A 21,859-nucleotide genomic window follows, 5' to 3' on the forward strand; every position below is an offset into this window, starting at 1 on the left:
CCAAATAAATCATAATCTGATTTTTGATGCAAGAAAATAATGAACTAAAAACACACATCCGTGTAATAAAAATAAAAAACCACATTATATAAAAATAAACACCACGCAAAACATTAATAAAAACACATTACAAACAAAACCGTAACCAACATTCACTTTAATTATAAAGTCAAGCTTAAATCAAAACCCATCAAATAAGTTATCAAATTTAATTAATAATAAAATTTATTAAGTTTCTGCATATAGACTTTTCTTACATCAACAAAGACCATGCTATACACTAGGAAGCTTAACCTATGCCCAACAAGGCCATCCTTACAACCGAGTATCCTGCACGTTATCAGCAATCGCACTCTGAGTAATAGTCTTGATATCGCTGACTTTTAAGCCGCCAAAATTCTGCTCAAAGATTTCTTGCGAGACTTGTTTTATCATCTTAGCCTGGGTGTTAAAGCGAGTCATCGGATCCACCCCTTTGCCACAGTGCTCATCAACTTTCTTATTAAAGTATTTGTTGGACTGCAAGAAGTGATCAATCGATGATTGTGCACAATTTACATCAAGAGGCTGCTGTATCGCGCTTTCAACCGCTCTAAAAATACGGCCTTTAGTTTCCGGACTAATTGTCGAACGATTACTCATACAATACTCATCCAGTGTTTTATTTACTGTTCTGGACGTAAAAGTAATCCGTTCCTGGTGGAACCATTGCTGGGTATCGCCACCACGAGTTTGTTTGGCTACAGTCTGTAGTAGCTGATTAGTCAGTTTGCCATAATTAATCGACAAATTCGACTGCACAGGCACGACCCTCATACCAGAGGCTCCCATACCCGCTTGCGTTGCAGCTCTGGTAAACGCAGGTCTAAGAGTCTGTGAAGCCACCTGAGCTAACGATCTACCTGCCATTGTCATTGGACTAAACATTCAATAAACCTTTTATAAATTATATTTCGACAGTAAAATAATTATTCCCATACTTATAAAAGTAATTTTGAATAATAATTGCCTTATATTTTAATTTTCCTCCTGCCTAATCTACAGGTAGTTGCACTACATTTATCATATGCTATCATGGATATGCAACACTATTCCCGGAATCTTATATCTACGTCTTATTATTTGTATCAGAATTCTCGGATTAATTACATTTGAGCATATCAGCATGAAAAGAATGGCAGGACAATAATATGAATGATCAATTTCGCACAGATCTTGCACATACGTTTGGGATAGCTCTTGAAGAGCAAACTGATGCCCTCTCTTTCCACGATAACGATGGCCATGAATGGATACTGGAATGCGCCCCCCAATCTGAGATCCTGTTTTTTTATTGCCACTTATTTAATAACGAATCAATAAAAAGTGATAAAATATTGGAAATAAATAACAATCGAGAACTGCTCGGTATGTTTTTTCTGTCATCAAATGAAGATAGACTACTTTTAAACATTGCATTTCCTGCAAATAAAATCGATATCACGGAGTTTACTAATTTAATGGAAAATGGTTATCTATTAAAAAATGAAGTGATTAGACTTCTGTCTTCCTGACCTACAGATATTATTCCTTGATAGCTTATGAGCTGAATGGAATCGTCCATTCAGTTTAACACGCGCCACATCACAGAAAACTCTGACTTCGACTGGTTAACGTCTCTGAACATTCAACTATATTATTAAAAATAATATAATATCGGCTAAAACAAAAAAGAAAACTCCAGAATCATAATAATTCTGGAGTTAAGTCAGGAGGAGGATTCAAATGATAATCACACTACTGCATTAGAAAAAGGAGTTGATGTTGTAGCCCCAGGATACTCAAGACGTTCCGTAGACTGTACGCGACGTAACAAAGAAGATAATCCTCTTTCCATCAGGATCCCCTCCAGGGGAGTACGAGGAAACCAGGTTGAAGAAAGTGGAGTGATATGTCTCTCATTTAATTTTCTTTCCAAAGCCTTGGTCACGCCGCCAGAAAGAAAGCTAAATAGCTTTGAGAAACACCCATTTTCCGTAGTCATCTTCTGTACTTTGTACACATAATTCTCTGTTTCTTTATCTTTAATAAAGCGAACAGAATACTCTTTTCCCCGAAAAGAGACAACGGTATAATCCTCTATATCTGGATATACTCGATGGTGGCGCTGTTGCATTCGGGCTTTAAATTGAATTTCATCTACGGTATCGTTATTCGGTATATGAAGCGTTCTGCTGAACTTGTTCCATGACGCATGCTGGCTTGTCAGAGTAGTTCTGAATATTGGTCCTGATAACGATGACGGCATAATACATCTCCCTATATAACGTATTCCTGATTAATTACATACTAAACTAACGGTAAAATAAAAATCTTCGTTGATTTTTACAATGCTCCCGTATGCTATAGTCGTATTATTGCGTATTAGCTGGCATCCACCAAAAAGATGGTATCCATCTGTATTGATAATGTCATCTTTTTTAATATTACGCAACATATGTATATCAATGTGGACTGTACCGATCGCACAATAGATGCGATTCATTACAGTATCGTTGCTGAGAGTACATAATAGATCCGCAGTCAGAATATCGGTAACAGATAAATTATTATCGCTCAACTTTACTGTTGCCAAAGGGTTATTAATAACAAGCCAACACTTTCTCTCTTGACTATCATCAACATGATAGAGTCTCAAACTATCACCCACATTCAATGCTGTAACTGGGTAGTCAGTCCACCCCGGAACGATATAACCATCAAAAAAAAAGGTATTAGAATGAGGAACAAATTGCCAATTTTCATTAATCAGATATTGTAAACTTTGTACCGTTGTTTCAAGTATAATGACATTAAGCCTATTTGTTCCATTATTGTTTTCTATTACCGGATAAATATCTTTCTTTAGCGCCGTAAATTGAACATCATCAACTGACACATCATCTTCTGGTAACACCGCCTGCATCACCCATAAGACCATGAGCTTTATCGTATCTTCAGGAATCAATCGACTGTCGCTATACGGGAATAACTCATGGCACCACTGAATGAACTGTTCTTCTGATATCCAAAAACGGCCCTCATAACCCGAGTATGTCAACGTGAAACGAATACCATTACCGCTGACTTCACGAAAATATGCATGGCAAGCATGCCCTTCTGACGTAATATAGAGGCGACCAGTGCCTATGACGGGTAACAATGGCAAGTAAAAATCATTAATTTTCATATTCAATTGAGAACTCAATGGCTTCATCGGGAAAGATTTCTTTTAATTTATCGAAAACATAGTCTTTTTTATGATATAAAAAAACATGATTTCTATTGTTAGGGTTTACTATAATGGACAGATAAATGATCCCGCTACGACATTTAATTGTTAAAACAATTCCCCGTAATCTTCCACAAAGAATACTAAACGAGTGCTCCCCTTGCTCAAAGTAGCGCCTCCGTCGGCCAGAGGAGTAAAACAACCTCTTCCATAAAGAAGCCATTCGTATGAACAAAGTATCAGGTGATCTTTTTTTTATACGATTAAAAATATCATTAAAGTTTTCTTCTCCTTGCGACCAATCATCTGATGGCTGAAAAGAAACAGGCTCTATCAAATTTCTTTTTAGAGAAACTCTAGTCAAAGTAATGTTCCTTTATGGCAAAAGATAACTTTTCTATTGATTTATTAACATGTTGTATATTCTCTTTCGTGCGTTTTTGCGAATCAAGTAGTGAACGTTTTTCTTTAGAAAGTGTGGATTTTTTCTCATATAATCGCTGTTTTTGTTCATCAAATGCGTTGTTTTTTATCTGATATTTATATAAAGACACTTTATCCAGATTCACCAACGATGCACAATACGCTTGCTTAGAGGCGATCGACTCTTTAATGGCTTGCTCGCAATCATCGAGTTTGTCATCAACCTCTTTTATCTGAGCATTAATCCTGGACATTGACTCTCTCAAACGATTCGCCCTGCTTTTACGAATAGATAAAATTCTGTCCAACATATTCAGGCAACCACTTTGAATAGATTTTCAATCGTTTTTTCGTAACTACTGATATCTTTAGTACTTTGTTGTATAAAGCTCTGGATTGCTTTTCTGTTTTTTATTGCCTTATCCGCTTCAGGATCTTGCCCCACCGTGTACTCGCCAATACGAATAAGCAGTTCAATATTCTTATAGGTTGCAATAAGCTTTTTGCATTCAGCCGCTGCACGTAAATGTTCCGATTTAACAACGTTATGCATAACACGACTGGCGCTTAAACCAATATCAATTGCAGGGAAATGGTTTTCCTCTGCAAGTTCTCGGGTAAGCACAATATGCCCATCAAGAATAGAGCGAACTTCATCACCGATGGGATCATTAACATTATCGCTTTCTAACAGCACCGTATAAATCGCAGTTATTGAGCCTTTTGGCGCAGGTCCCGCACGCTCTAATAATTTGGGTAACGAAGAAAAAACACTCGGAGGAAATCCCCCCCTTACGTCAGGTTCCCCCGATGCAAGCCCCACATCACGCGCGGCTCGGGCATAACGAGTTACGGAATCCATCATTAATAATACATTTTTCCCCTGATCCCGGAAGTACTCTGCAATGGTTGTCGCCGTAAATGCGGCTTTCATTCTTTCCAGCGCAGGACGGTCTGAAGTTGTTACAACCAGTACGCATTTAGAAAGCGTGGATTGAGGTAAAAGCGCAAGAAATTCATTTACTTCACGACCACGCTCACCGATAAGCGCAAGGACAATAATATCCGCAGATGCGCCATTACAAATCATCCCCAAAAGCGTACTTTTACCAACGCCGGAACCTGCAAAAATACCGATACGTTGCCCAATGCCGCACGTGAGCAAACCATCAATTGCCCTGACACCAAGCGTAAATGGCTGATCAATAACCTGCCTTAATAAAGGATCGGGGGGTTCAGCATACAGACTGCGTTCAAACGGAAGATAAAGCGCATCAATATTGCTTCCCATTGGCCTGCCTATGCCATCAACCAGTCGCCCGAGGAGTTCGTCCCCAACACGAATCTTGAACTCTTCCCCCTGATAACTTAACCACTGACCGCAATACATGCCTGAAACATGCTCAAAAGGCAGCAAGAAAACTTCATCTTCATTAATAGCAATCACCTCAGCTAAACGTTGACCGGGTTCTATCTTGTAAAAGGCGCCAATACGCGCTTTTGGTAAACGTGCCTTGATAATCGTCCCGCCGATATTAGTAATCTTGCCTTCATACTTTGTAGATGAATTCAATAATAATGCCGGTACAGTGCTATTGAGCACTTTCTGGATACGTGGGTATCTTTCCAACACAGAATTATGCTCTGAAATCATTTACCGTTCCTAATACTTTCAGCTCGATATTATTCCCAACTTCCTGAAAAGAAAGCACAGGGACTGACGGGAACGAACCTTCAATCATTTTCTTCACATAGCGTCTGATATCTAAAGCGGTCAAAATGACGCCATTGCTCGCCGGATTCACAATATTTTTTAAGAAGCCGATTAACTGCTCACTCCGCTCTGGGGAGATATTCAGATACGAACCTGATGATGTTTGTCTGATCGACTCTCGCAGCTCATTTTCAATATCAGAGCCAATAAGCCAGACATTCAGAAGCGTACCACGAACACTATAGCGACCTAAAATATGCCGACGGAGAGCGATACGAACATATTCACATAAGATGACCACATCTTTTTCTTTTGTTGACCAAAAGATAAGTGTCTCAAAAATAGTTCGTAGATCTCTAATTGAGATATTTTCCTCTACGAGACGCTGAAGAATATCCACAATCTTGCTCAGACCAAGCTGACGCTGAAGCTCTTTCACAAGTTCGTTATATTTCCTCTCCATGATGTCCATCAGATAACGCGTTTCCTGTACACCGATGAACTCTTTGGCGTTAGACACGACAAGTTTCTTTAGCAAAAACGCAATCTTATCATTTGTTTTTGCATAAACATTCATACCAGAAAGATGAGCTAGCTGCTGATTAGCCTCATTCGTTTTATACACGATAGAGTTAGTTGAAAGTTTTTCCTGGACAAATTCAAATGATATCTCCGCATGCCCGGCTTCAAAATAAACGGTATCGTCTGTCAGGGTATCTTTATATATTGACTCTTGATAGAGTAAAAACTCTATTGCGCTATCGTTATTTTTAACCGGATTAACAATGATTTTAGGCAACGGAATACCACTTTCCTCAAAGAAATGCCAACGCATAACCTCCATTTGCTGTGTAATATCTGCACTATAAATATTACTACTTAAGTTTACAATCAATGGCTCGGCGCCTGGCGAGATATTTTGGCTATTCGACAAATCTCCCCCCATTGCATCCTTACTATTGGTAGATCCAAATGTTCTTTTTTTCTGCAATTTCCAGGAAATACCCAGCAGACAAACCGCCAGAAACAAGAAGACCAGGGTAGGAAAGCCGGGGATAATCGCCATTACGAGCATCAGGGCGGCACTGATTAAAAAGGGACGGCTATTAACGGAAACCTGCTGAATAATATCTCCTGCGAGGTTTTCTTCTTTTTCACTTTCGCCAGGAACACGAGTAACAACCACCCCTGCGGTGACCGAAATAATAAGTGCAGGGATCTGGGCAACCAGTGCATCACCGACGGATAATACAGAAAACAGGCTAAGCGCCTCACCAAATGGCATGTCAAACTGCCACATACCAATGAGAACGCCACCAAACAGGTTAACTAAAACAATGATAATACCAGCAATAGCATCCCCTTTTACAAACTTCATCGCCCCATCCATTGAGCCATAAAACTGGCTTTCTTTTTGGACTCGGGAGCGAAGAACTTTTGCCTCAAGCGGGTCAATAACGCCTGCGCGCATATCGCCATCAATACTCATTTGTTTTCCTGGCATACCATCAAGAGAGAAACGAGCACTCACTTCAGCAACGCGCTCGGCCCCTTTTGTAATAACCATAAATTGAACAATGGTGATAATGGTAAAAATAACCAGACCAACAACAATGTTACCGCCAACAACAAAGTTACCGAAGGAATAAATGATGTCACCCGCATCGTGATGCAACAGAATAAGTCTGGTTGTACTAACACTGAGTGACAGGCGCATCAATGTTGTAATCAACAGGATTGTAGGAAAAGAAGTTAGCTCAAGAGGATTTTTTATATAGATTGAGAGCATTAATAAGAGTAAAGCTGTTGAGATATTAATCGCGATAATAATATCCACCACAACTGTTGGCAGTGGAATAATCATCATCATTACAGCCATAAAGAAGAAGAGAGCCAGAATAAGATCGTGATATGACTCCACTTTTTTAAATATATTTAAGAGTTTATTCATGACGTCATCCTGCGAACTCGCTCAATAATCTGCACATGCTGTTGAAAAGTATTCATTAAAGAAAATACATCGATATTAGTTAATAAATAGCTTAAACATAATTTATTATCGTAGACAAAAATATGTTCAATCACACCCTGCGTCCGTTCAGGGGCAAGGGCACTGAAAAAGGAAAAAAATGCATTTTCATTATATTCCAAAGCAAATGTAACAAAAACATTATTATCAATTATCTCAATAAAAAAAGAAAACCCATTAAAATCAATTTCAACGCGATTATCAAATAAATAAAAATCACTCCCTAACAACCTTAAAAACTCTTCTACATTTCTTTTAATTAAAAGATTCATATGCAGGCTCTGAAGTAAGTATATGTGTGAATATTATTGCTTGAAAAAGCGCATTGGATAATATATACAGTATATGTACTTTATGTACATTGCAACTATTTAAATAATAGTTGCGCGTGGGATAATTTGGTTATTTATAACCAGATAAATGTCTATATTAGACAAAAGGAGAAAGATCAATGGAAGCAGCAAATTTAAGTCCTTCTGGCGCAGTATTGCCGCTGGCGGCCTCACTCAGTGGAAATAACTCAGTGGATGAGAAGACAGGAGTGATTAAAGCAGAAAATGGAACAAATCGTACCATTAGAGTTATCGGCGGAATCTTCCTTGCCACTACGGCTCTGGCAGCTGTAGGTACAGGTATTGCAGCGGCATGCTCAGAGGCGGGCAGCACAGAATACTTAGCCCTGGGTGTTACTTCTGGCGTACTAGGTACTCTTACTGCGGTTGGCGGTGCATTAGCGATGAAATATGCCTAACCGGCCCATCGCATAAATAAAAGAGAGAGGTAATGGATGTATTATGCCCTTGCCTCTTTCATAAAAAGAGACTAACAGTAAATATGAACAACATTAATCAATCGGAAAACATTAATATTCAATTAAATAAAGCATCCCAAACAAATTTCGTTGATGAGCATACCCCGTTAGCCCCAGCCCCCTCTGCGGCAGGTGCGGCTCAGTTTCTTGATCAATTACTCCCTAAAACGGCGGGAGTGTCTTCTCCAGAACAAGTATTGATTGAAGAAATTAAAAAGAGACATCTCGCAACAATGAACAGCGATCTCAGTTTCGATGCTCTATCTGCAGGTGGGCTCTCGCCAGAAGACGTGCTCACCTTACAAAAGAATGTGCTCAACGCAAACGTCAACGTTGATGTCGTATCCAAGTTAGCAAGCCTCCTTTCAACATCGGTTACAAAATTAGTCTCAATGCAATAAAATGAAAAAACACATTAAAAATACTTTTTTATTAGTTGCTATTTGTTTGACAGTGGCATGTAAAGAGCAATTGTATACAGGATTAACGGAAAAAGAAGCGAATCAGATGCAAGCACTGTTGCTATCCAATGATGTCAATGTTTCTAAAGAAATGGACAAAAGTGGAAATGTGACGATCAGTGTGGAAAAAGAGGACTTTGTTCGCGCGATAACGATTTTAAATAATAATGGCTTCCCGAAAAAGAAATTTGCAGATATCGAGGTTATTTTTCCACCCAGTCAGTTAGTGGCATCGCCATCACAAGAAAATGCAAAGATCAACTATCTCAAAGAACAAGATATCGAAAGGTTGCTAAGTAAAATTCCTGGTGTTATCGATTGCAGCGTTTCATTAAATGTTAACAATAACGAAAGTCAACCATCCTCAGCAGCCGTTTTAGTCATTAGCTCGCCAGAGGTTAACTTAGCACCATCGGTCATTCAGATAAAAAACCTGGTTAAGAACAGTGTCGACGATCTTAAATTAGAAAATATTAGTGTCGTTATCAAGTCATCCTCAGGACAGGACGGGTAATATGTATGAACAATAATAATGGCATAGCGAAGAATGATAGTGACTGGCTAACGGCTCTTGATTTTGTAAAAGATGTCAAAGGTTCGCCAACGCATCTTACTTTTCATATCTACCAAAAAAATGCTTTCTTGCACGATTTTGGAAACTACTGGGTTCTGTATATCGAGCTTAGTGGCGACTTTCGCCAAGTTCCAACAGATACATTTATCAGACTCTGCAATATCCTGGCCGTTAGTAAAGAATATAAACAAATGGGTATCTTCCTGTCTAACAAGAAATGGTATCTTTGCCAACTTTTTAATAAAGACAATAATCATCGTGCAAACATGTCAAAAGCAATAATGCAACATACACTCGCCTCTTTGCTCGACAAGCAATTTGATAAACTAGAGCAATCATCTTCATCAGATACAATGACGCCACCAACACACTTGTTTTCTGATATAGGACGAATTGTGTAATGAAAAAAATAAGTTTTTTTATTTTTACAGCATTATTTTGCTGCAGTGCGCAAGCTGCTCCGTCCTCTCTGGAAAAAAGATTAGGCAAGAACGAGTATTTTATTATTACAAAAAGTTCTCCGGTACGTGCAATCCTTAATGATTTTGCCGCTAACTACAGCATTCCTGTTTTCATCAGTAGTTCTGTAAATGATGATTTCTCTGGCGAAATAAAAAACGAAAAACCAGTAAAAGTACTGGAAAAACTGTCCAGGCTCTATCATCTTACATGGTATTATGATGAGAATATTTTGTATATTTATAAAACAAATGAAATATCAAGAAGTATAATTACGCCGACATATCTGGATATTGACTCACTGCTAAAATATCTGAGCGATACAATCTCAGTAAACAAAAACTCTTGCAATGTGAGAAAAATCACGACGTTTAACTCGATTGAAGTTCGTGGCGTTCCTGAGTGCATAAAATACATTACATCTTTATCTGAAAGTCTTGACAAAGAGGCACAGTCTAAAGCCAAAAATAAAGATGTCGTTAAAGTTTTTAAATTAAACTATGCGTCAGCGACAGATATAACATACAAATACCGCGACCAAAACGTTGTCGTGCCTGGAGTCGTTTCCATTCTGAAGACAATGGCAAGTAATGGATCGCTTCCCAGTACCGGTAAAGGCGCTGTCGAGAGAAGCGGCAATCTATTTGATAACAGCGTAAAAATTTCCGCTGATCCACGTCTTAATGCGGTTGTTGTAAAAGACCGTGAAATAACTATGGATATATATCAGCAATTAATTTCTGAGCTTGATATTGAACAAAGGCAAATTGAAATTTCTGTTTCAATTATTGATGTTGATGCAAACGATCTTCAGCAGCTAGGCGTAAACTGGTCTGGTACATTAAATGCAGGGCAAGGTACTATTGCCTTTAATAGCTCTGCTGCACAAGCTAATATCAGCTCTTCGGTGATAAGTAATGCAAATAATTTTATGATCAGAGTAAATGCGTTACAACAGAACTCGAAGGCTAAAATACTCTCTCAGCCATCAATTATAACCTTAAATAATATGCAGGCGATTCTTGATAAAAACGTAACGTTTTATACAAAAGTCTCTGGTGAAAAGGTGGCATCGCTGGAGAGTATAACCAGTGGGACATTGCTGAGAGTGACCCCACGCATACTTGATGACACTCCAAATAGTCTTACCGGAAAACGCCGGGAACGAGTTCGTTTGTTACTTGATATTCAGGATGGCAATCAATCGACTAGCCAAAGCAATATTCAGGATACCGGCAGTCTCTTACCTGAAGTCCAAAATTCAGAAATGACAACGGAAGCAACATTAAGCGCAGGAGAAAGTCTGCTGCTTGGCGGATTTATCCAGGATAAAGAAAGTTCAAGTAAAGATGGTATACCGTTGTTAAGCGATATTCCTGTTATTGGTAGCTTATTCTCCAGTACAGTAAAACAAAAACACAGTGTTGTTCGACTCTTTTTGATTAAAGCGACCCCAATAAAATCTGCATCTAGCGAATAATAAATGAGGCTTTATGAGCAGGAAATTTAGCTCTCTAGAGGATATTTATGATTTCTACCAGGATGGTGGTACATTAGCGTCATTAACAAATCTGACGCAACAAGATCTCAATGACCTTCATTCTTATGCCTATACAGCATATCAATCTGGTGATGTTATAACCGCGAGAAATTTATTCCATTTGCTAACATATCTGGAGCACTGGAATTATGACTACACCTTATCTCTGGGCTTATGTCATCAGCGTTTATCAAATCATGAAGATGCACAACTGTGTTTCGCTCGCTGTGCAACCTTAATTATGCAAGATCCCAGAGCATCTTATTATTCAGGCATCAGCTACCTACTTGTCGGAAATCGAAAAATGGCCAAAAAAGCCTTTAAGGCTTGTTTAATGTGGTGTAATGAACAAGAAAAATACTCTACGTATAAAGAAAATATAAAAAAACTGTTAGGTAATACAGATTAAACCTCTGCATACCAATCCCCAGCCTGTCTGGGGATTTTCTGTTGGGAATAATAAAGCAGTCTGATGAAGTGATCCCAGGTTGGACCACCACTATAGGTAGGTTTGTCTACAGGCGCGGGGCCACTCCAATAATCAGGATTTTTATGCGCCTAAACCATCTTTCGTTGTATTCAATGTCATCTCCGCTCATGGAATAATCAGGTATATATCTTTAACTTAGCATCAGAGATGCTGAACGTTTCAACCGTCTATAACCAGAGCGTATTTGTTAGGAAATGATTTTCAAACTTTGACAGAGGAGAAGGTTTATCTTGAAAAACAAAACTCCCGAATAATGCTCTATTTTTATTCTTCTACAAATGTATGTGAAAAGTTATGTCTAACTCCCTTTTTTCCGTCTCATGATCATTTCGTTCCAGATATTCGACTGCCCCACAATGCCATTACCAACTCGGTAGGTTTTTCTTTTTGGTCCAGCCGATCCTGGGCTTTCAGTCGGAACGGCTTCGAGATTAACATCATAAATGAAAATTTCGAGGCGTTTATAATGCAAGTTACCATAACTGACATATCTGATACGAAATGAAATTTTTTCTTTTCTTCTTGATATATAAGTTATAATAAATGATGCTCTCCTCAGGTTTATACCGAATGCTTCGGCAATATCATTGCGAGAAATCCATTTCTCCTGCAATTTACACCAAAGAGAAACCAAGATATACAGAGGCTCACCATCATAACTCTTTACAGAGTCAGGAACTATATAGTCGCCATTTTTATTTTTAGATTCCATTTTCCATGTTCTTTTTATTTAATAAAACAAATTGGCATAAAAATATTCACAAACAATTCATTTTAGACAAAATTCATGAAATATCTGAATTTTAAATTATTAATGGTTCTATGAATTTGGCATAAACATCAACAAACAACTTTTCATTTCCTCTTACATGGCAATGTACTGCTGCATTACTATTATTACTCAGTACTTTTTTAGGGATAACCAACTGATAATCTTGATCAATGTTTAGCACCGAGGGTATTTCATGATTATAGCGGTGAACATGAAGAATGATGTCGTCCTCTTCAGACAGGATCCCCTGATACACAAAAGCAATATCTCCACCAGTAATCAAATTTCCATTTTTAACCAGTACACCCTCTCCACAGGAATCTTCACTACTAATAAAGATAAGACTATAGATACCATCCTTCATAATCATAACTCACTCAGTTTCATACCAACCTCACTCCTTTCAATTTGTTCTATCCATAAGCGACACAAGAATAATGGAGATGTTTCTTTTTCTCCAGATTGCAATGTAATATATCATTAAATATACTCATATTCAAACCTGTTATTTCCTGTGGTTGACATATTTAATTTTTGATGAATCATATTGAATATCCAAAATGAAAACAAAAAAGGCCATATTAAGTATCATTCTCATTTCAAACTTTTGTTATGCTTCTGATTGCTTTGAAACTACTGGGAAAGCATATAATATAGATCCTTTAATATTAAAGGCAATTGCATGGAATGAATCCAGAAATCAAAATGGAATAAAAAGCAAAATGAACAAAAATGGAACATATGATATAGGCATAATGCAAATAAATTCATCTCATTTAAATTTGTTAAGTAAATTTAACATATCAGAGGATGATTTATTACATGATGCCTGCATAAACATATCGGTCGCTGGCTATATTCTGGCCTCTAACATCAAATCCAGAGGGAATACATGGGATGCAGTTGGTGCGTATAATGCGGGCTACTTTAACACACCAAATGTAGTAGAACTCAGAAGACAATATGCGATGAAAATATATAAAACATACACTAAATTAAAAAACAATGAACAAATCATCGATTAATAATCAAGATCTATCGCAATACGAATCAATTGTGCCACAGGCTCAAAAAAGTCTTCTGTTATGTATTGTCCTTTATTTATATTCTTATAGAGGCTTCTTGCAAGAGGGATATCTTCAATCACTGGAATATCATAGCGCTCCGCTAGTTTGATGATCTGCAAAGCTTTAGCATCTTTCCCTGTTTCAATCACCAGAGGCAATGGAGTCTCACCGAGTTTATAGTACAGACAAATTGCAATATGCGTAGGGTTTTTGACGATAACAGTTGATTTTTTAATGTTATTCGCCAGACTTCCACTTTGTATCTCGGAATGAAGGCGTCGACGCTCCCCTTTAATTTCAGGGTTACCATCAGTATCCTTGGCTTCTCGCTTCACCTCATCTTTACTCATTTTCATTTTCTTCAATCCCTCATGTTTCTGGAACCAGAAATCAAATACCGAAAAGAGTAAATATCCGAATAACACACCTTTCCATAAAAGAAAAACGAAAAAAGCCACAAGAACAAGAGTTTGATATGCGTTGAGGTTTGTAAAATTAATAAACTCGCTTGCATATGAATGTCCCATAAAGTAGAAGATGAGAGCAATTATCACCAGTTTAAATACCGACTTAAATAGCTCAAAAATACTCTTCACAGAGAAAATATTTTTAAGGTTATTTTTTACACTGATTTTCTGAGCCGAGGGCTTTATTTTTTCTACCGCAAAGATGAATCCTGTTTGTGATACACCTGTTGCAACAGTTCCAACAAAAACAATTAAAGAAATGGGTAAAATATATAATAAGAGAATATTTAATACCGAACCTAATATTTCACGAATGGCATATAGGAATGGTCTGTTTAGTGAATTTATTGCCGTATTAACTAACCCGACAATATCAATAAAAAAACTTGCACCATATAAAGAAAAAAATGAAAAAAGGATTAATGACTGCACCGCAGCCATTACCTCCTCACTTTTAGTTACATCGCCCTTCTTTTTTAGATCCCTTAGTTTTTTAGGTGTAGGCTTTTCTGTTTTTTCACTCATTAATCATACTCGGCAACGATCTATCAATTATGTCAGAATGAATATTTGCTGTAATAAATTCTGGAAAAACGTGAATAACTAATAACAACATAAAAATTGCTATCAAACTTTTTACTGGCAGTGATAATGTAAATACGTTCAGTTGAGGAGCTGTTTTATTAAGAAACCCAAACCCCATATCACATAAAAATATACCGATAACCATGGGAATTGAGAATGATAACATCAGTCTGATAAATGAATCCCATAGCGAAAATAAGAAGTCGACTAAAGCACGATTAAACATTATATCTGCTTGTAATGGCAATATCTCGTAAGATAGATATAACTTCTCCAAAACACTTTGTATCCCTCCCTGAATAACAAAAATCACCGTGATAAATTGGTATAAAATAACGCCGGTAATAGAAGACGAATCACTTATAGATGGGTTAAAAATTGAAGATATTGTTGAACCCCTTAAGGTATCAATGATCTGCCCAGCCGCATCTATTGCCCAAAAAAGTATAGTAAATGACAATCCAATAAAAAAACCTATACTTATTTCTTTTAACACAATGCCAGTCAATGGAAAAATTCCAGAGGGTAATTTTTCTGAGAATGTATAGTTTTCGATGATAATGGGTAGCGTAAATGCAACCATAATCGAATTGCGTATAAAATTACTGAGCAAAACGCCTGTTGAAAATATTGGCAGAATAATAAACATCCCCAATGGTCTGAGTATGCAAAAGAATGATGAAACTATGACAGTCATTATTTCATTCATTAGCCATTCACCTTTGGAATCATTTCAAATATTATCGACGAGAAGTTGATGATTGTTGTTCCCATCCAGTGATAAGTCAGAGCAAGTGTAGAAAATACTGCTATTATTTTCAGCAAAAAAGGTAATGTCTGATCCTGCAACTGTGTTATAGCCTGGATCAAGCTAATAATAATACCGATAACAGAAGCTGCTATAACCGTAGGCAGTGACAGGATAAATATGATCCATAGAGTTTGCACACATAATTGAACAAAATATCCAGTTTCCATTAATTTACCACCAACAGAAATTCAAATAATTTTTGCCAGCCCCCAACAAGAATGAATAACAGGATTTTAAAAGGTATCGAAATTGTAACTGGCGATACCATCATCATACCCAGGGCTAACAAGATATTGGAAATGATCAAATCTATGGCAATAAAGGGCAAATAGAGTAAGAAACCTATTTTGAATGCGGCTTCAAGCTGCCCCATAGTGAAAGCAGGTAACAGTATAAACAGAGAGTCTTTTTTTAATATAGTTTCATTACCCAGTTTTTTTTGGGCTACATTTTCAAAAAACGCAACATTTTCCTTATCTGTATTTTTTTCTAAAAAAACGCGATATGGTGATAATATTTTCTCATCAACCTTTTGAAAAAAATCAGAATCAGTATAGCTAATTTGCTCCTGAGAAATATTGTCATTTATTTGTAATATTATCGGAGACATAATAAACATTGTCAGTATCAGAGATACTGATGTTAATGCCATATTGGGTGGTACTTGTTGAATGCCTAATGCGTTCTTCAGAATCCCTAGTACAATTGAAATTTTCAGGAATGAAGTACCAATAACAACAAATATAGGCAGCAACGATAAAAGAAAAAATACAATAATTAAAAATATTGGCTGTGAACCAATGGTCATTAACTGAGACATGCTATCATTCCTGAATAATATTAGAATAATTCTCTTTAAATGAGTTTAATAAGATATTTATTTGTTCTAGCGGGTCTAATGTTATTCTGATGTATTCATTTTCTATTATTATTTTATTAACTGGTATATCAGCATCATTAATGAACTGTATATTTTTATCATCATCGGGCTCAAGCCTAACATCAGGGTTTTTAGTAATCTTAATGGTGCCCGCAATATTGTTATGAGAAAGCGTTTCACTTACCATTTCATTAAGTAAGTCACTCCAGTTAATTCTTGATGATGTATCTAAAGAATATAATGCATTGGTTAATGACAAATGAACTTTATTCATTACATCTTGCATTAAAATCAATTCAATATCCTGAACATCCTTAATCCATTCTATCGAGTTGGTTATTTCTTTCTCTAACTTTATTTCGTTATTTTTTCGAATCCGTTCTCTCATTGCTATCATTTTTTTGGCGATTTTTTTTCTGGACTCGTTCCTTAACTCTTTCGATTTTCTCCTCGCCCTCAGTAAATGTTCACATGTCTTTTTTCTCGTTATTTTGACTATGTCATCAGATTGAATAATTTCCTGTAGCTTATCTTCAGATATGAGATCTTCCGTAAGCACTAAATCAATTTTTATCTTTTTATATTCATAAAGTTTCATAAGGCAATAAAATTTTATTAAGTCGGTTAAGAAATAAATTATTAATATGGTTTGGCTTTATTTCTCCACTTTTCGGTAAAAGATACTTGACTACTGTCCATAAGGGATTATCAGAAAATAGCCATTCAAGATTCCCTGCACCATATTTTATTAGTTCAGAACAAAATCGTTCTTCGCCATATTCTGGTTTACATTGCCCGCCCTGCCAATAGAATGATAATTGTTTCACATTTTGATATCCTATTTCTCTGATCAGAGTTTCTCGGTATAAACGTGAAAAAATATAATCGGGGCATTGAATTTCAAATAATGCACTACTTAGAGCAAGTAATCTTATTTTCCCAATAGACTGATATAAAAAACCTTCCTTATTTATATCAGTTAATTCTACTCCACCAATTTTACTTTGTATTTCCTGACGTAATATTTTATTCAGCTGATTACGTGTAGAGCTGCTTTCTCTTAAGCGCCGGAAACTTATCTGATTGACGCCGGTTAAATCACCAAGCCACTCATCATGAATCATCATGATTGGATAGTTGATTAATTTATAGTAGTTATAGTCTATTTTATTAAGAATCGTCATACTATTTTTCTATTATTTTTATTCCGTTGATTCTTCGTTAGTTGGTTTTTAGATCTCAGAGGACTCATGGTCTCTATTAATTTCTCAATCTTACTTAAAGCAGAATCATATAACTTTCTCTCTTCACCATTTGTATATCCCTCGATTAGATTATTTAACTTTTCGGCGGCCTGAGGATCCGTTTTGGCCTTTTCATTTAGAATCTTAACATTTTCTTTTACAACATCAAATTCAGCGATTATTTTCTTTATTAATTCAATCTCTGCTCTTATTTTTTTATCTAATAATTGTTTATTTTTTGTTTGACTCAAAATGCTCGCCCTCTATTTATTGTTGATCCTGATTGACATAATCTCAATGACCTTAATTGCCGCATCGCATGCAATGAGCAGTTCCTTTGCTTCATTGTAAGTAACTTTATCCAGGGGGTGTTTCATTTTCTCATGGATTTCGTTTTTTTTATCGTTTATTTTTTCAATAAAAATGGCGGCAGCTTCTTTGTTTTTTATTATTTCATCTTCCAGTTCAGTTATCGTTATCATCTAATGGTTTTATATTAAATATTTTTCAGCGGCATTAATTCTTCTTCTGTGTCCTTAACAAGAAAATCTTCTTTCTTCATTCCATTTTGCAGTGCTTCTTTGAGCCAACGAGGTTGTCGACCAACTCCCGACCAAGTCTGTCCTTCTTCATTACGATAGCAAACACCTTTCGATGACTTCCTGCGAGCAAGGTCATCATCAGGTATATTGGTATATCCCAGTTCTTGTAGAGTTATATTGTAGTAAGTAATCTGTTTCTGAATCGACTCAATTACACTTTGAATCTCTTGCTCTCGCAGTCGCTTTGCTTCCTGCTGTAGCACTTCAATTTGCTCAATAAGTTGAATGTACGGGCTTGTTGTGTGCGAATTAGCTTCCATATTCATATAAATAATCTCCGCATGCTTTAATATATTAAGCTATTAATGACCTAATCCTTACGGGGAAGGGTCAACAATTAATCGAATTATATAATTTATGTGAGATAACGTTTTATCTATCAAATTTAGAACACATCTACTTCATCAAACAAAATCCTTATAAAACTTATTAATCACCGATGTATAATGTGTAAAATACATTATCATTAAATGTCAACAAAAAAATCGCATTTCTTAAAAATCATTTAAAATCAATAAAATAGAAAACTATCATCTCGTTAGCAAACAGCATTAACAATTACTTTCTCACCAGTTAATCATCTTGTTTTCTTTGAGATTAATCCTATTAGACAAATGGCTAAATGAAATAATCACCGCCCTGACTTTGTTCACTATATAGCCATGACCTTTCCTCAGGACACGAGGTGCAGATATAGCTTAAGTCTCATTTCCCGGCACGCCCAGGAGTGGTTGTAGTATAAAAAGTAACAAGAGGTAAATCGCAGAGCTGGCTGTAGTGTTTGCAAATATCCCGCATAGCCACACCATTCGCATCAAGAAATAGCTCCATATACTCAATACTCACTTCACTAAAGAAAACACGCCGAGCATCAGCTCATCGCCGTGACAAGGTCGGTTGACGTTGGAAACGGTTAAGAACGTTCGCCGAGAAGCTGGGAGTTCAAAAGTGCCAGGAGCTAAAGGTTAGTCTCCCCTGATGTTGATTAATGTGCTCCCCCTCGAAAAGGGAAAGCAAACGGATACCGATGTGCCCTTTAGTAATCAGTCCATTATATGCAGACAAAGAGGAATCAGGTTCAACCCCAATATTCCTGGATTAAACATTAACAGTATTTTTTATCATCATAAAAAAACAAGAGGCCTCTCTGAATATTATCATTAATGCAAACAGTTACTATTCACGCCCAAAAACCAATAAGCGTTAATAACACATTAATATTATTTCGTAATTGATATTAGATAAATATTTCACTGAGTGATTTGGAAGAAAAAATTATTTCACAATCATTTAAAGTCCCAACTATAGATAAGTTGCATATTATTGACACTATATAATGCTCTATGATACTTGTTGTTGGATTCTTCATAAATAGATGAGACAAGAGGAGCCTCTCATGATAAACGGACTTAATAATACCAATTCCGCGGCTTCAATAGTTTTAGATGCTGCAAATAAAGTTAATAACGGCTTTACAAAGTCGTGGAATGATATGTCATGTGCAGAAAAATTACTGAAAATTCTTAGTCTTGGTTTATGGAGTCCAAAGTATTCACCCAGTGAAAAACAAGAATACCAAGAGTTGTTAAGCGTTCTAAAGCCTGTATCTCCCAAATCTAATGAATTAGGCAGAGTGTATGCGCAATTTTCCGATGGTTCGTCTTTAAGTATTTCCGTCACTCGCAGCGAACTCATTGAAGCAGAGATTATCACGCCGGATAATAAAAAGACGACCGTGCTCCTGGAGTCAAACCAGGAAAATCGGCTATTAAACTCATTACCCGTCGATCGCCACATGCCATACATTCTGGTTCATAACTCCTTATCTGAGATGGACCTGACAACTCTTGCAGGTATGTACAACCAACTTAGTTTGACATCCTCGCTATCAGCAACGGTGATTCCTCATACCCCTCAAACAGATCCTCTTGGCGGGTCTGCACCATTCAGTTCTGTGTTTATGGATGCATGTCGAGGGCTCGGCACTGCAAAACTTTCAATCAATGGCGTTGATATCCCAGGAGAGGCACAAGAAACACTTCGCAATGCGCTAGGGCTTAGAAGTACAAACTCATCACCCGCTCAATATGTTGTTGAGAATGGCATTTCTCGCCATTATGCAGAGATGGTCGCACAGAACAGTAGCGGCACTGATGCGCAGAAAGATCAACTTGTGGATTTTTTATGTCAGCCCGGGGCAGCGACTGCCATATGCTCAGCCTTCTATCAATCCTTCAATGTACCAAGCTTAACGTTAACCCACACAAGAGTTGCTCAAGCTAGTCAACTCAATGCGGGAACTTCACAACCGTTGCCTAATGCTTGCCTCAACATAAGTCTCTCTCAAACACCAGGCGGAGACATTTACGTTGCCAGCCATACCGGGGTTCAAATAATGGCACCAGAGGATCGCCCCAACGAGTTAGGAATGTTGACAAACCGAACCACTTATTCAGTGCCAAAAGATCTAAAATGTAAAATTAATGATATGGTAAGCGCCATAAAGCCACAATATGCCGCATCTGAAACATATCCGTAAAATATTTAAAATGTGAGAACCAGGGCACTACTATTTTTATTTATCAAAATTAAAATAGTGGTGCCCTATTGCTTCCCGCATAATAAAAATTTCCACCCTTAATCATTTCACAAATACAAATTAATCTTTTACACCTGCTTTCTCGCAGAAATAAAAAATGAAACGAAATACATTAATTGCAATTTTTATTATAATACTAACAACAGTAATTGCATTTATTTTCTTTACCTGTAGCCATCACTACCCAAAATCACCACAAGAATATTCTCTTTCGTTTATAAAACAATTACCAGATACGGTGAATTTATCATCTCTTACTTATAATAAAGAGGATAAATTCCTGTATGCCACCCAGAACAGTCCTGCGCAGCTAATCAAAATAACCAGGGATGGCGACATCATCAACAAAGCCCCGCTGCCTTTTATCTCTGATGCCGAAACCATTGAGCACATACAAGGAAACCTTTTCGCAGCAGTAGATGAAAAAACGTCTGAACTATTCTTTTTTACAGTTACAAAAGATATGAGTATCTCCTTGCGAAACAGAATTCAGTTAGAAAAATTCAATAAAAAAAATAGTGGTTTTGAAGGACTAGCATGGAAAGCAGATAATCGGATGCTGTTTGTCGCAAAAGAACGACGCCCTGCAGGCATGTTTGCCTATCAGCTTTCTCCAGATTTGCGAAGTGCAAAGCAAGTAACGATTCCAGAGGCACTAAATGATATACGTGTTAACGATATATCCGGTCTGGACTTTAATAATGAAAGTCTGATGATTCTGTCCGACGAATCACGTAAGTTACTCAAGTTTAACCTGACAGAAATGTCTTTCGTTGAGATGATGGACCTGACGAAAGGAAATCATAACTTAACCCGTGACTTGCCCCAACCTGAAGGTATTGTAACGTTGCCTGATGAAAGCATTTATATTGCTAGTGAACCTGATATCCTCGCTAAATTTGTCCCTCATAAGTAAGTCGGTCACGGATCTTAATATTGAGCGACCAAATTTGGCAACACCGCTCCCTATTACAAAAAGAATAGTAAAAATGAACATCAAAACAAAAAGTCTAATAATTAAATAAACCTCAAAATACAATTAAAACTCAATTTGGCATTAACATAATTTACATCATTGGTG

At 36.9% G+C, this 21,859-nt stretch carries 29 protein-coding genes; 10 read left to right on the top strand and 19 right to left on the bottom strand.

Going from position 1 to position 21,859, the window contains the following annotated elements; genetic code table 11:
- Window positions 1-315: 315 nt before the first annotated feature.
- Window positions 316-927: a type III secrection system effector, WxxxE family gene (locus EA14781_RS09085; RefSeq protein ID WP_000492637.1), complete on the bottom strand. Its 612-nt coding sequence runs from the start codon at window positions 925-927 to the stop codon at window positions 316-318.
- A gap of 263 nt (window positions 928-1,190) precedes the next feature.
- On the opposite strand from EA14781_RS09085, the gene EA14781_RS09090 reads away from it, so the two are divergent.
- The gene (locus tag EA14781_RS09090) at window positions 1,191-1,553 is read left to right on the top strand and encodes a type III secretion system chaperone family protein (protein WP_000999614.1); all 363 of its coding nucleotides are present in this window, start codon (window positions 1,191-1,193) and stop codon (window positions 1,551-1,553) included.
- Window positions 1,554-1,771: 218 nt separating this feature from the next.
- On the opposite strand, the gene EA14781_RS09095 is transcribed toward EA14781_RS09090, so the two are convergent.
- From EA14781_RS09095 to cesL, 7 genes are read right to left on the bottom strand one after another with little or no spacing between them, the layout of a single operon-like run.
- Window positions 1,772-2,287 (bottom strand): hypothetical protein, encoded by a 516-nt coding sequence (locus EA14781_RS09095; protein ID WP_042324418.1) that lies wholly within the window; start codon window positions 2,285-2,287, stop codon window positions 1,772-1,774.
- Window positions 2,288-2,317: 30 nt separating this feature from the next.
- Window positions 2,318-3,235: a type III secretion system protein SepQ gene (locus EA14781_RS09100; RefSeq protein ID WP_000803682.1), complete on the bottom strand. Its 918-nt coding sequence runs from the start codon at window positions 3,233-3,235 to the stop codon at window positions 2,318-2,320.
- Window positions 3,198-3,614: a DUF1106 domain-containing protein gene (locus EA14781_RS09105; protein WP_032156449.1), complete on the bottom strand. Its 417-nt coding sequence runs from the start codon at window positions 3,612-3,614 to the stop codon at window positions 3,198-3,200. The genes EA14781_RS09100 and EA14781_RS09105 overlap by 38 nt, the downstream gene beginning before the upstream one ends.
- A complete protein-coding gene (locus EA14781_RS09110; protein WP_000086862.1) occupies window positions 3,607-3,927 on the bottom strand; it encodes a hypothetical protein in 321 nt (106 codons plus the stop codon). Before EA14781_RS09110 ends, EA14781_RS09105 begins: the two co-directional genes overlap by 8 nt.
- A 59-nt stretch (window positions 3,928-3,986) precedes the next feature.
- Entirely contained in the window at window positions 3,987-5,327 is a 1,341-nt protein-coding gene (escN, locus tag EA14781_RS09115; RefSeq protein WP_000622552.1) for a type III secretion system LEE ATPase EscN, read from the bottom strand.
- On the bottom strand, window positions 5,311-7,338 hold the full coding sequence (gene escV / locus EA14781_RS09120; protein WP_001037829.1) for a type III secretion system LEE export apparatus protein EscV: 2,028 nt from the start codon (window positions 7,336-7,338) through the stop codon (window positions 5,311-5,313). The genes escN and escV overlap by 17 nt, the downstream gene beginning before the upstream one ends.
- Window positions 7,335-7,688, bottom strand: a complete 354-nt coding sequence (gene cesL / locus EA14781_RS09125; protein ID WP_001050416.1) for a type III secretion system LEE chaperone CesL — start codon at window positions 7,686-7,688, stop codon at window positions 7,335-7,337. The genes escV and cesL overlap by 4 nt, the downstream gene beginning before the upstream one ends.
- Before the next feature lie 179 nt (window positions 7,689-7,867).
- On the opposite strand from cesL, the gene EA14781_RS09130 reads away from it, so the two are divergent.
- The 6 genes from EA14781_RS09130 (at window position 7,868) to cesD (ending at window position 11,670) form a co-directional block, all read left to right on the top strand.
- On the top strand, window positions 7,868-8,167 hold the full coding sequence (locus EA14781_RS09130; RefSeq protein WP_000386936.1) for a SepZ/EspZ family type III secretion system protein: 300 nt from the start codon (window positions 7,868-7,870) through the stop codon (window positions 8,165-8,167).
- 83 nt (window positions 8,168-8,250) lie between these two features.
- Window positions 8,251-8,628, top strand: a complete 378-nt coding sequence (sctI, locus tag EA14781_RS09135) for a type III secretion system inner rod subunit SctI (RefSeq protein ID WP_024164658.1) — start codon at window positions 8,251-8,253, stop codon at window positions 8,626-8,628.
- 1 nt (window position 8,629) lies between these two features.
- Window positions 8,630-9,202, top strand: coding sequence for a type III secretion system LEE inner membrane ring protein EscJ (gene escJ / locus EA14781_RS09140; protein ID WP_000716193.1), 573 nt, complete (start codon window positions 8,630-8,632; stop codon window positions 9,200-9,202).
- 5 nt (window positions 9,203-9,207) lie between these two features.
- Entirely contained in the window at window positions 9,208-9,663 is a 456-nt protein-coding gene (gene sepD / locus EA14781_RS09145) for a type III secretion system LEE switch protein SepD (RefSeq protein WP_001063683.1), read from the top strand.
- On the top strand, window positions 9,663-11,201 hold the full coding sequence (gene escC, locus EA14781_RS09150; RefSeq protein WP_000723933.1) for a type III secretion system LEE outer membrane ring protein EscC: 1,539 nt from the start codon (window positions 9,663-9,665) through the stop codon (window positions 11,199-11,201). The genes sepD and escC overlap by 1 nt, the downstream gene beginning before the upstream one ends.
- 13 nt (window positions 11,202-11,214) lie before the next feature.
- Window positions 11,215-11,670 (top strand): SycD/LcrH family type III secretion system chaperone CesD, encoded by a 456-nt coding sequence (gene cesD / locus EA14781_RS09155; protein WP_000087464.1) that lies wholly within the window; start codon window positions 11,215-11,217, stop codon window positions 11,668-11,670.
- Between the two features lie 379 nt (window positions 11,671-12,049).
- Here cesD and grlA read toward each other — a convergent pair whose 3' ends face one another.
- Both grlA and EA14781_RS09165 read right to left on the bottom strand, forming a co-directional pair.
- A complete protein-coding gene (grlA, locus tag EA14781_RS09160) occupies window positions 12,050-12,463 on the bottom strand; it encodes a type III secretion system LEE transcriptional regulator GrlA (protein ID WP_000444176.1) in 414 nt (137 codons plus the stop codon).
- A 91-nt stretch (window positions 12,464-12,554) separates the two neighbouring features.
- Window positions 12,555-12,893: a GrlR family regulatory protein gene (locus tag EA14781_RS09165; RefSeq protein ID WP_000605377.1), complete on the bottom strand. Its 339-nt coding sequence runs from the start codon at window positions 12,891-12,893 to the stop codon at window positions 12,555-12,557.
- Between the two features lie 190 nt (window positions 12,894-13,083).
- Between EA14781_RS09165 and EA14781_RS09170 the strand changes: the two genes are divergently transcribed.
- Complete coding sequence (locus EA14781_RS09170; protein WP_000850377.1) at window positions 13,084-13,548, top strand: lytic transglycosylase domain-containing protein; 465 nt, start codon at window positions 13,084-13,086, stop codon at window positions 13,546-13,548.
- Here the strand turns inward: EA14781_RS09170 and escU are convergent.
- Genes escU through EA14781_RS09215 form a run of 9 tightly spaced genes read right to left on the bottom strand, consistent with a single transcriptional unit; the run spans window position 13,545 to window position 18,445 of the window.
- Complete coding sequence (escU, locus tag EA14781_RS09175; protein ID WP_001291683.1) at window positions 13,545-14,582, bottom strand: type III secretion system LEE export apparatus switch protein EscU; 1,038 nt, start codon at window positions 14,580-14,582, stop codon at window positions 13,545-13,547. The two genes, EA14781_RS09170 and escU, sit on opposite strands and share 4 nt — an antisense overlap.
- Complete coding sequence (sctT, locus tag EA14781_RS09180; RefSeq protein WP_001002814.1) at window positions 14,575-15,351, bottom strand: type III secretion system export apparatus subunit SctT; 777 nt, start codon at window positions 15,349-15,351, stop codon at window positions 14,575-14,577. Before sctT ends, escU begins: the two co-directional genes overlap by 8 nt.
- Window positions 15,351-15,620, bottom strand: coding sequence for a type III secretion system LEE export apparatus protein EscS (gene escS, locus EA14781_RS09185; protein WP_000447502.1), 270 nt, complete (start codon window positions 15,618-15,620; stop codon window positions 15,351-15,353). Before escS ends, sctT begins: the two co-directional genes overlap by 1 nt.
- The gene (gene escR, locus EA14781_RS09190) at window positions 15,620-16,273 is read right to left on the bottom strand and encodes a type III secretion system LEE export apparatus protein EscR (RefSeq protein ID WP_000080621.1); all 654 of its coding nucleotides are present in this window, start codon (window positions 16,271-16,273) and stop codon (window positions 15,620-15,622) included. Before escR ends, escS begins: the two co-directional genes overlap by 1 nt.
- A 4-nt stretch (window positions 16,274-16,277) precedes the next feature.
- A complete protein-coding gene (locus tag EA14781_RS09195) occupies window positions 16,278-16,931 on the bottom strand; it encodes a hypothetical protein (RefSeq protein WP_000780741.1) in 654 nt (217 codons plus the stop codon).
- The gene (locus EA14781_RS09200) at window positions 16,918-17,517 is read right to left on the bottom strand and encodes a type III secretion system domain-containing protein (protein ID WP_000153997.1); all 600 of its coding nucleotides are present in this window, start codon (window positions 17,515-17,517) and stop codon (window positions 16,918-16,920) included. Before EA14781_RS09200 ends, EA14781_RS09195 begins: the two co-directional genes overlap by 14 nt.
- Window positions 17,514-17,828 (bottom strand): type III secretion system filament chaperone, encoded by a 315-nt coding sequence (locus tag EA14781_RS09205; RefSeq protein ID WP_000084150.1) that lies wholly within the window; start codon window positions 17,826-17,828, stop codon window positions 17,514-17,516. Before EA14781_RS09205 ends, EA14781_RS09200 begins: the two co-directional genes overlap by 4 nt.
- A gap of 12 nt (window positions 17,829-17,840) precedes the next feature.
- Window positions 17,841-18,059, bottom strand: a complete 219-nt coding sequence (locus tag EA14781_RS09210; RefSeq protein WP_000628724.1) for an EscE/YscE/SsaE family type III secretion system needle protein co-chaperone — start codon at window positions 18,057-18,059, stop codon at window positions 17,841-17,843.
- Window positions 18,060-18,073: 14 nt separating this feature from the next.
- Window positions 18,074-18,445, bottom strand: a complete 372-nt coding sequence (locus EA14781_RS09215) for an H-NS histone family protein (RefSeq protein ID WP_001055612.1) — start codon at window positions 18,443-18,445, stop codon at window positions 18,074-18,076.
- Window positions 18,446-19,575: 1,130 nt separating this feature from the next.
- Here EA14781_RS09215 and EA14781_RS09220 point away from each other — a divergent pair.
- Together EA14781_RS09220 and EA14781_RS09225 are read left to right on the top strand one after the other, a co-directional pair.
- Window positions 19,576-20,718: an EspG domain-containing protein gene (locus tag EA14781_RS09220; RefSeq protein ID WP_000606972.1), complete on the top strand. Its 1,143-nt coding sequence runs from the start codon at window positions 19,576-19,578 to the stop codon at window positions 20,716-20,718.
- 157 nt (window positions 20,719-20,875) lie between these two features.
- Window positions 20,876-21,694 (top strand): SdiA-regulated domain-containing protein, encoded by an 819-nt coding sequence (locus tag EA14781_RS09225; protein ID WP_000828225.1) that lies wholly within the window; start codon window positions 20,876-20,878, stop codon window positions 21,692-21,694.
- The last annotated feature ends 165 nt before the right edge of the window (window positions 21,695-21,859 follow it).

It is taken from the genome of Escherichia albertii NBRC 107761 = DSM 17582, from assembly GCF_000759775.1.
GTDB lineage: Bacteria > Pseudomonadota > Gammaproteobacteria > Enterobacterales > Enterobacteriaceae > Escherichia > Escherichia albertii.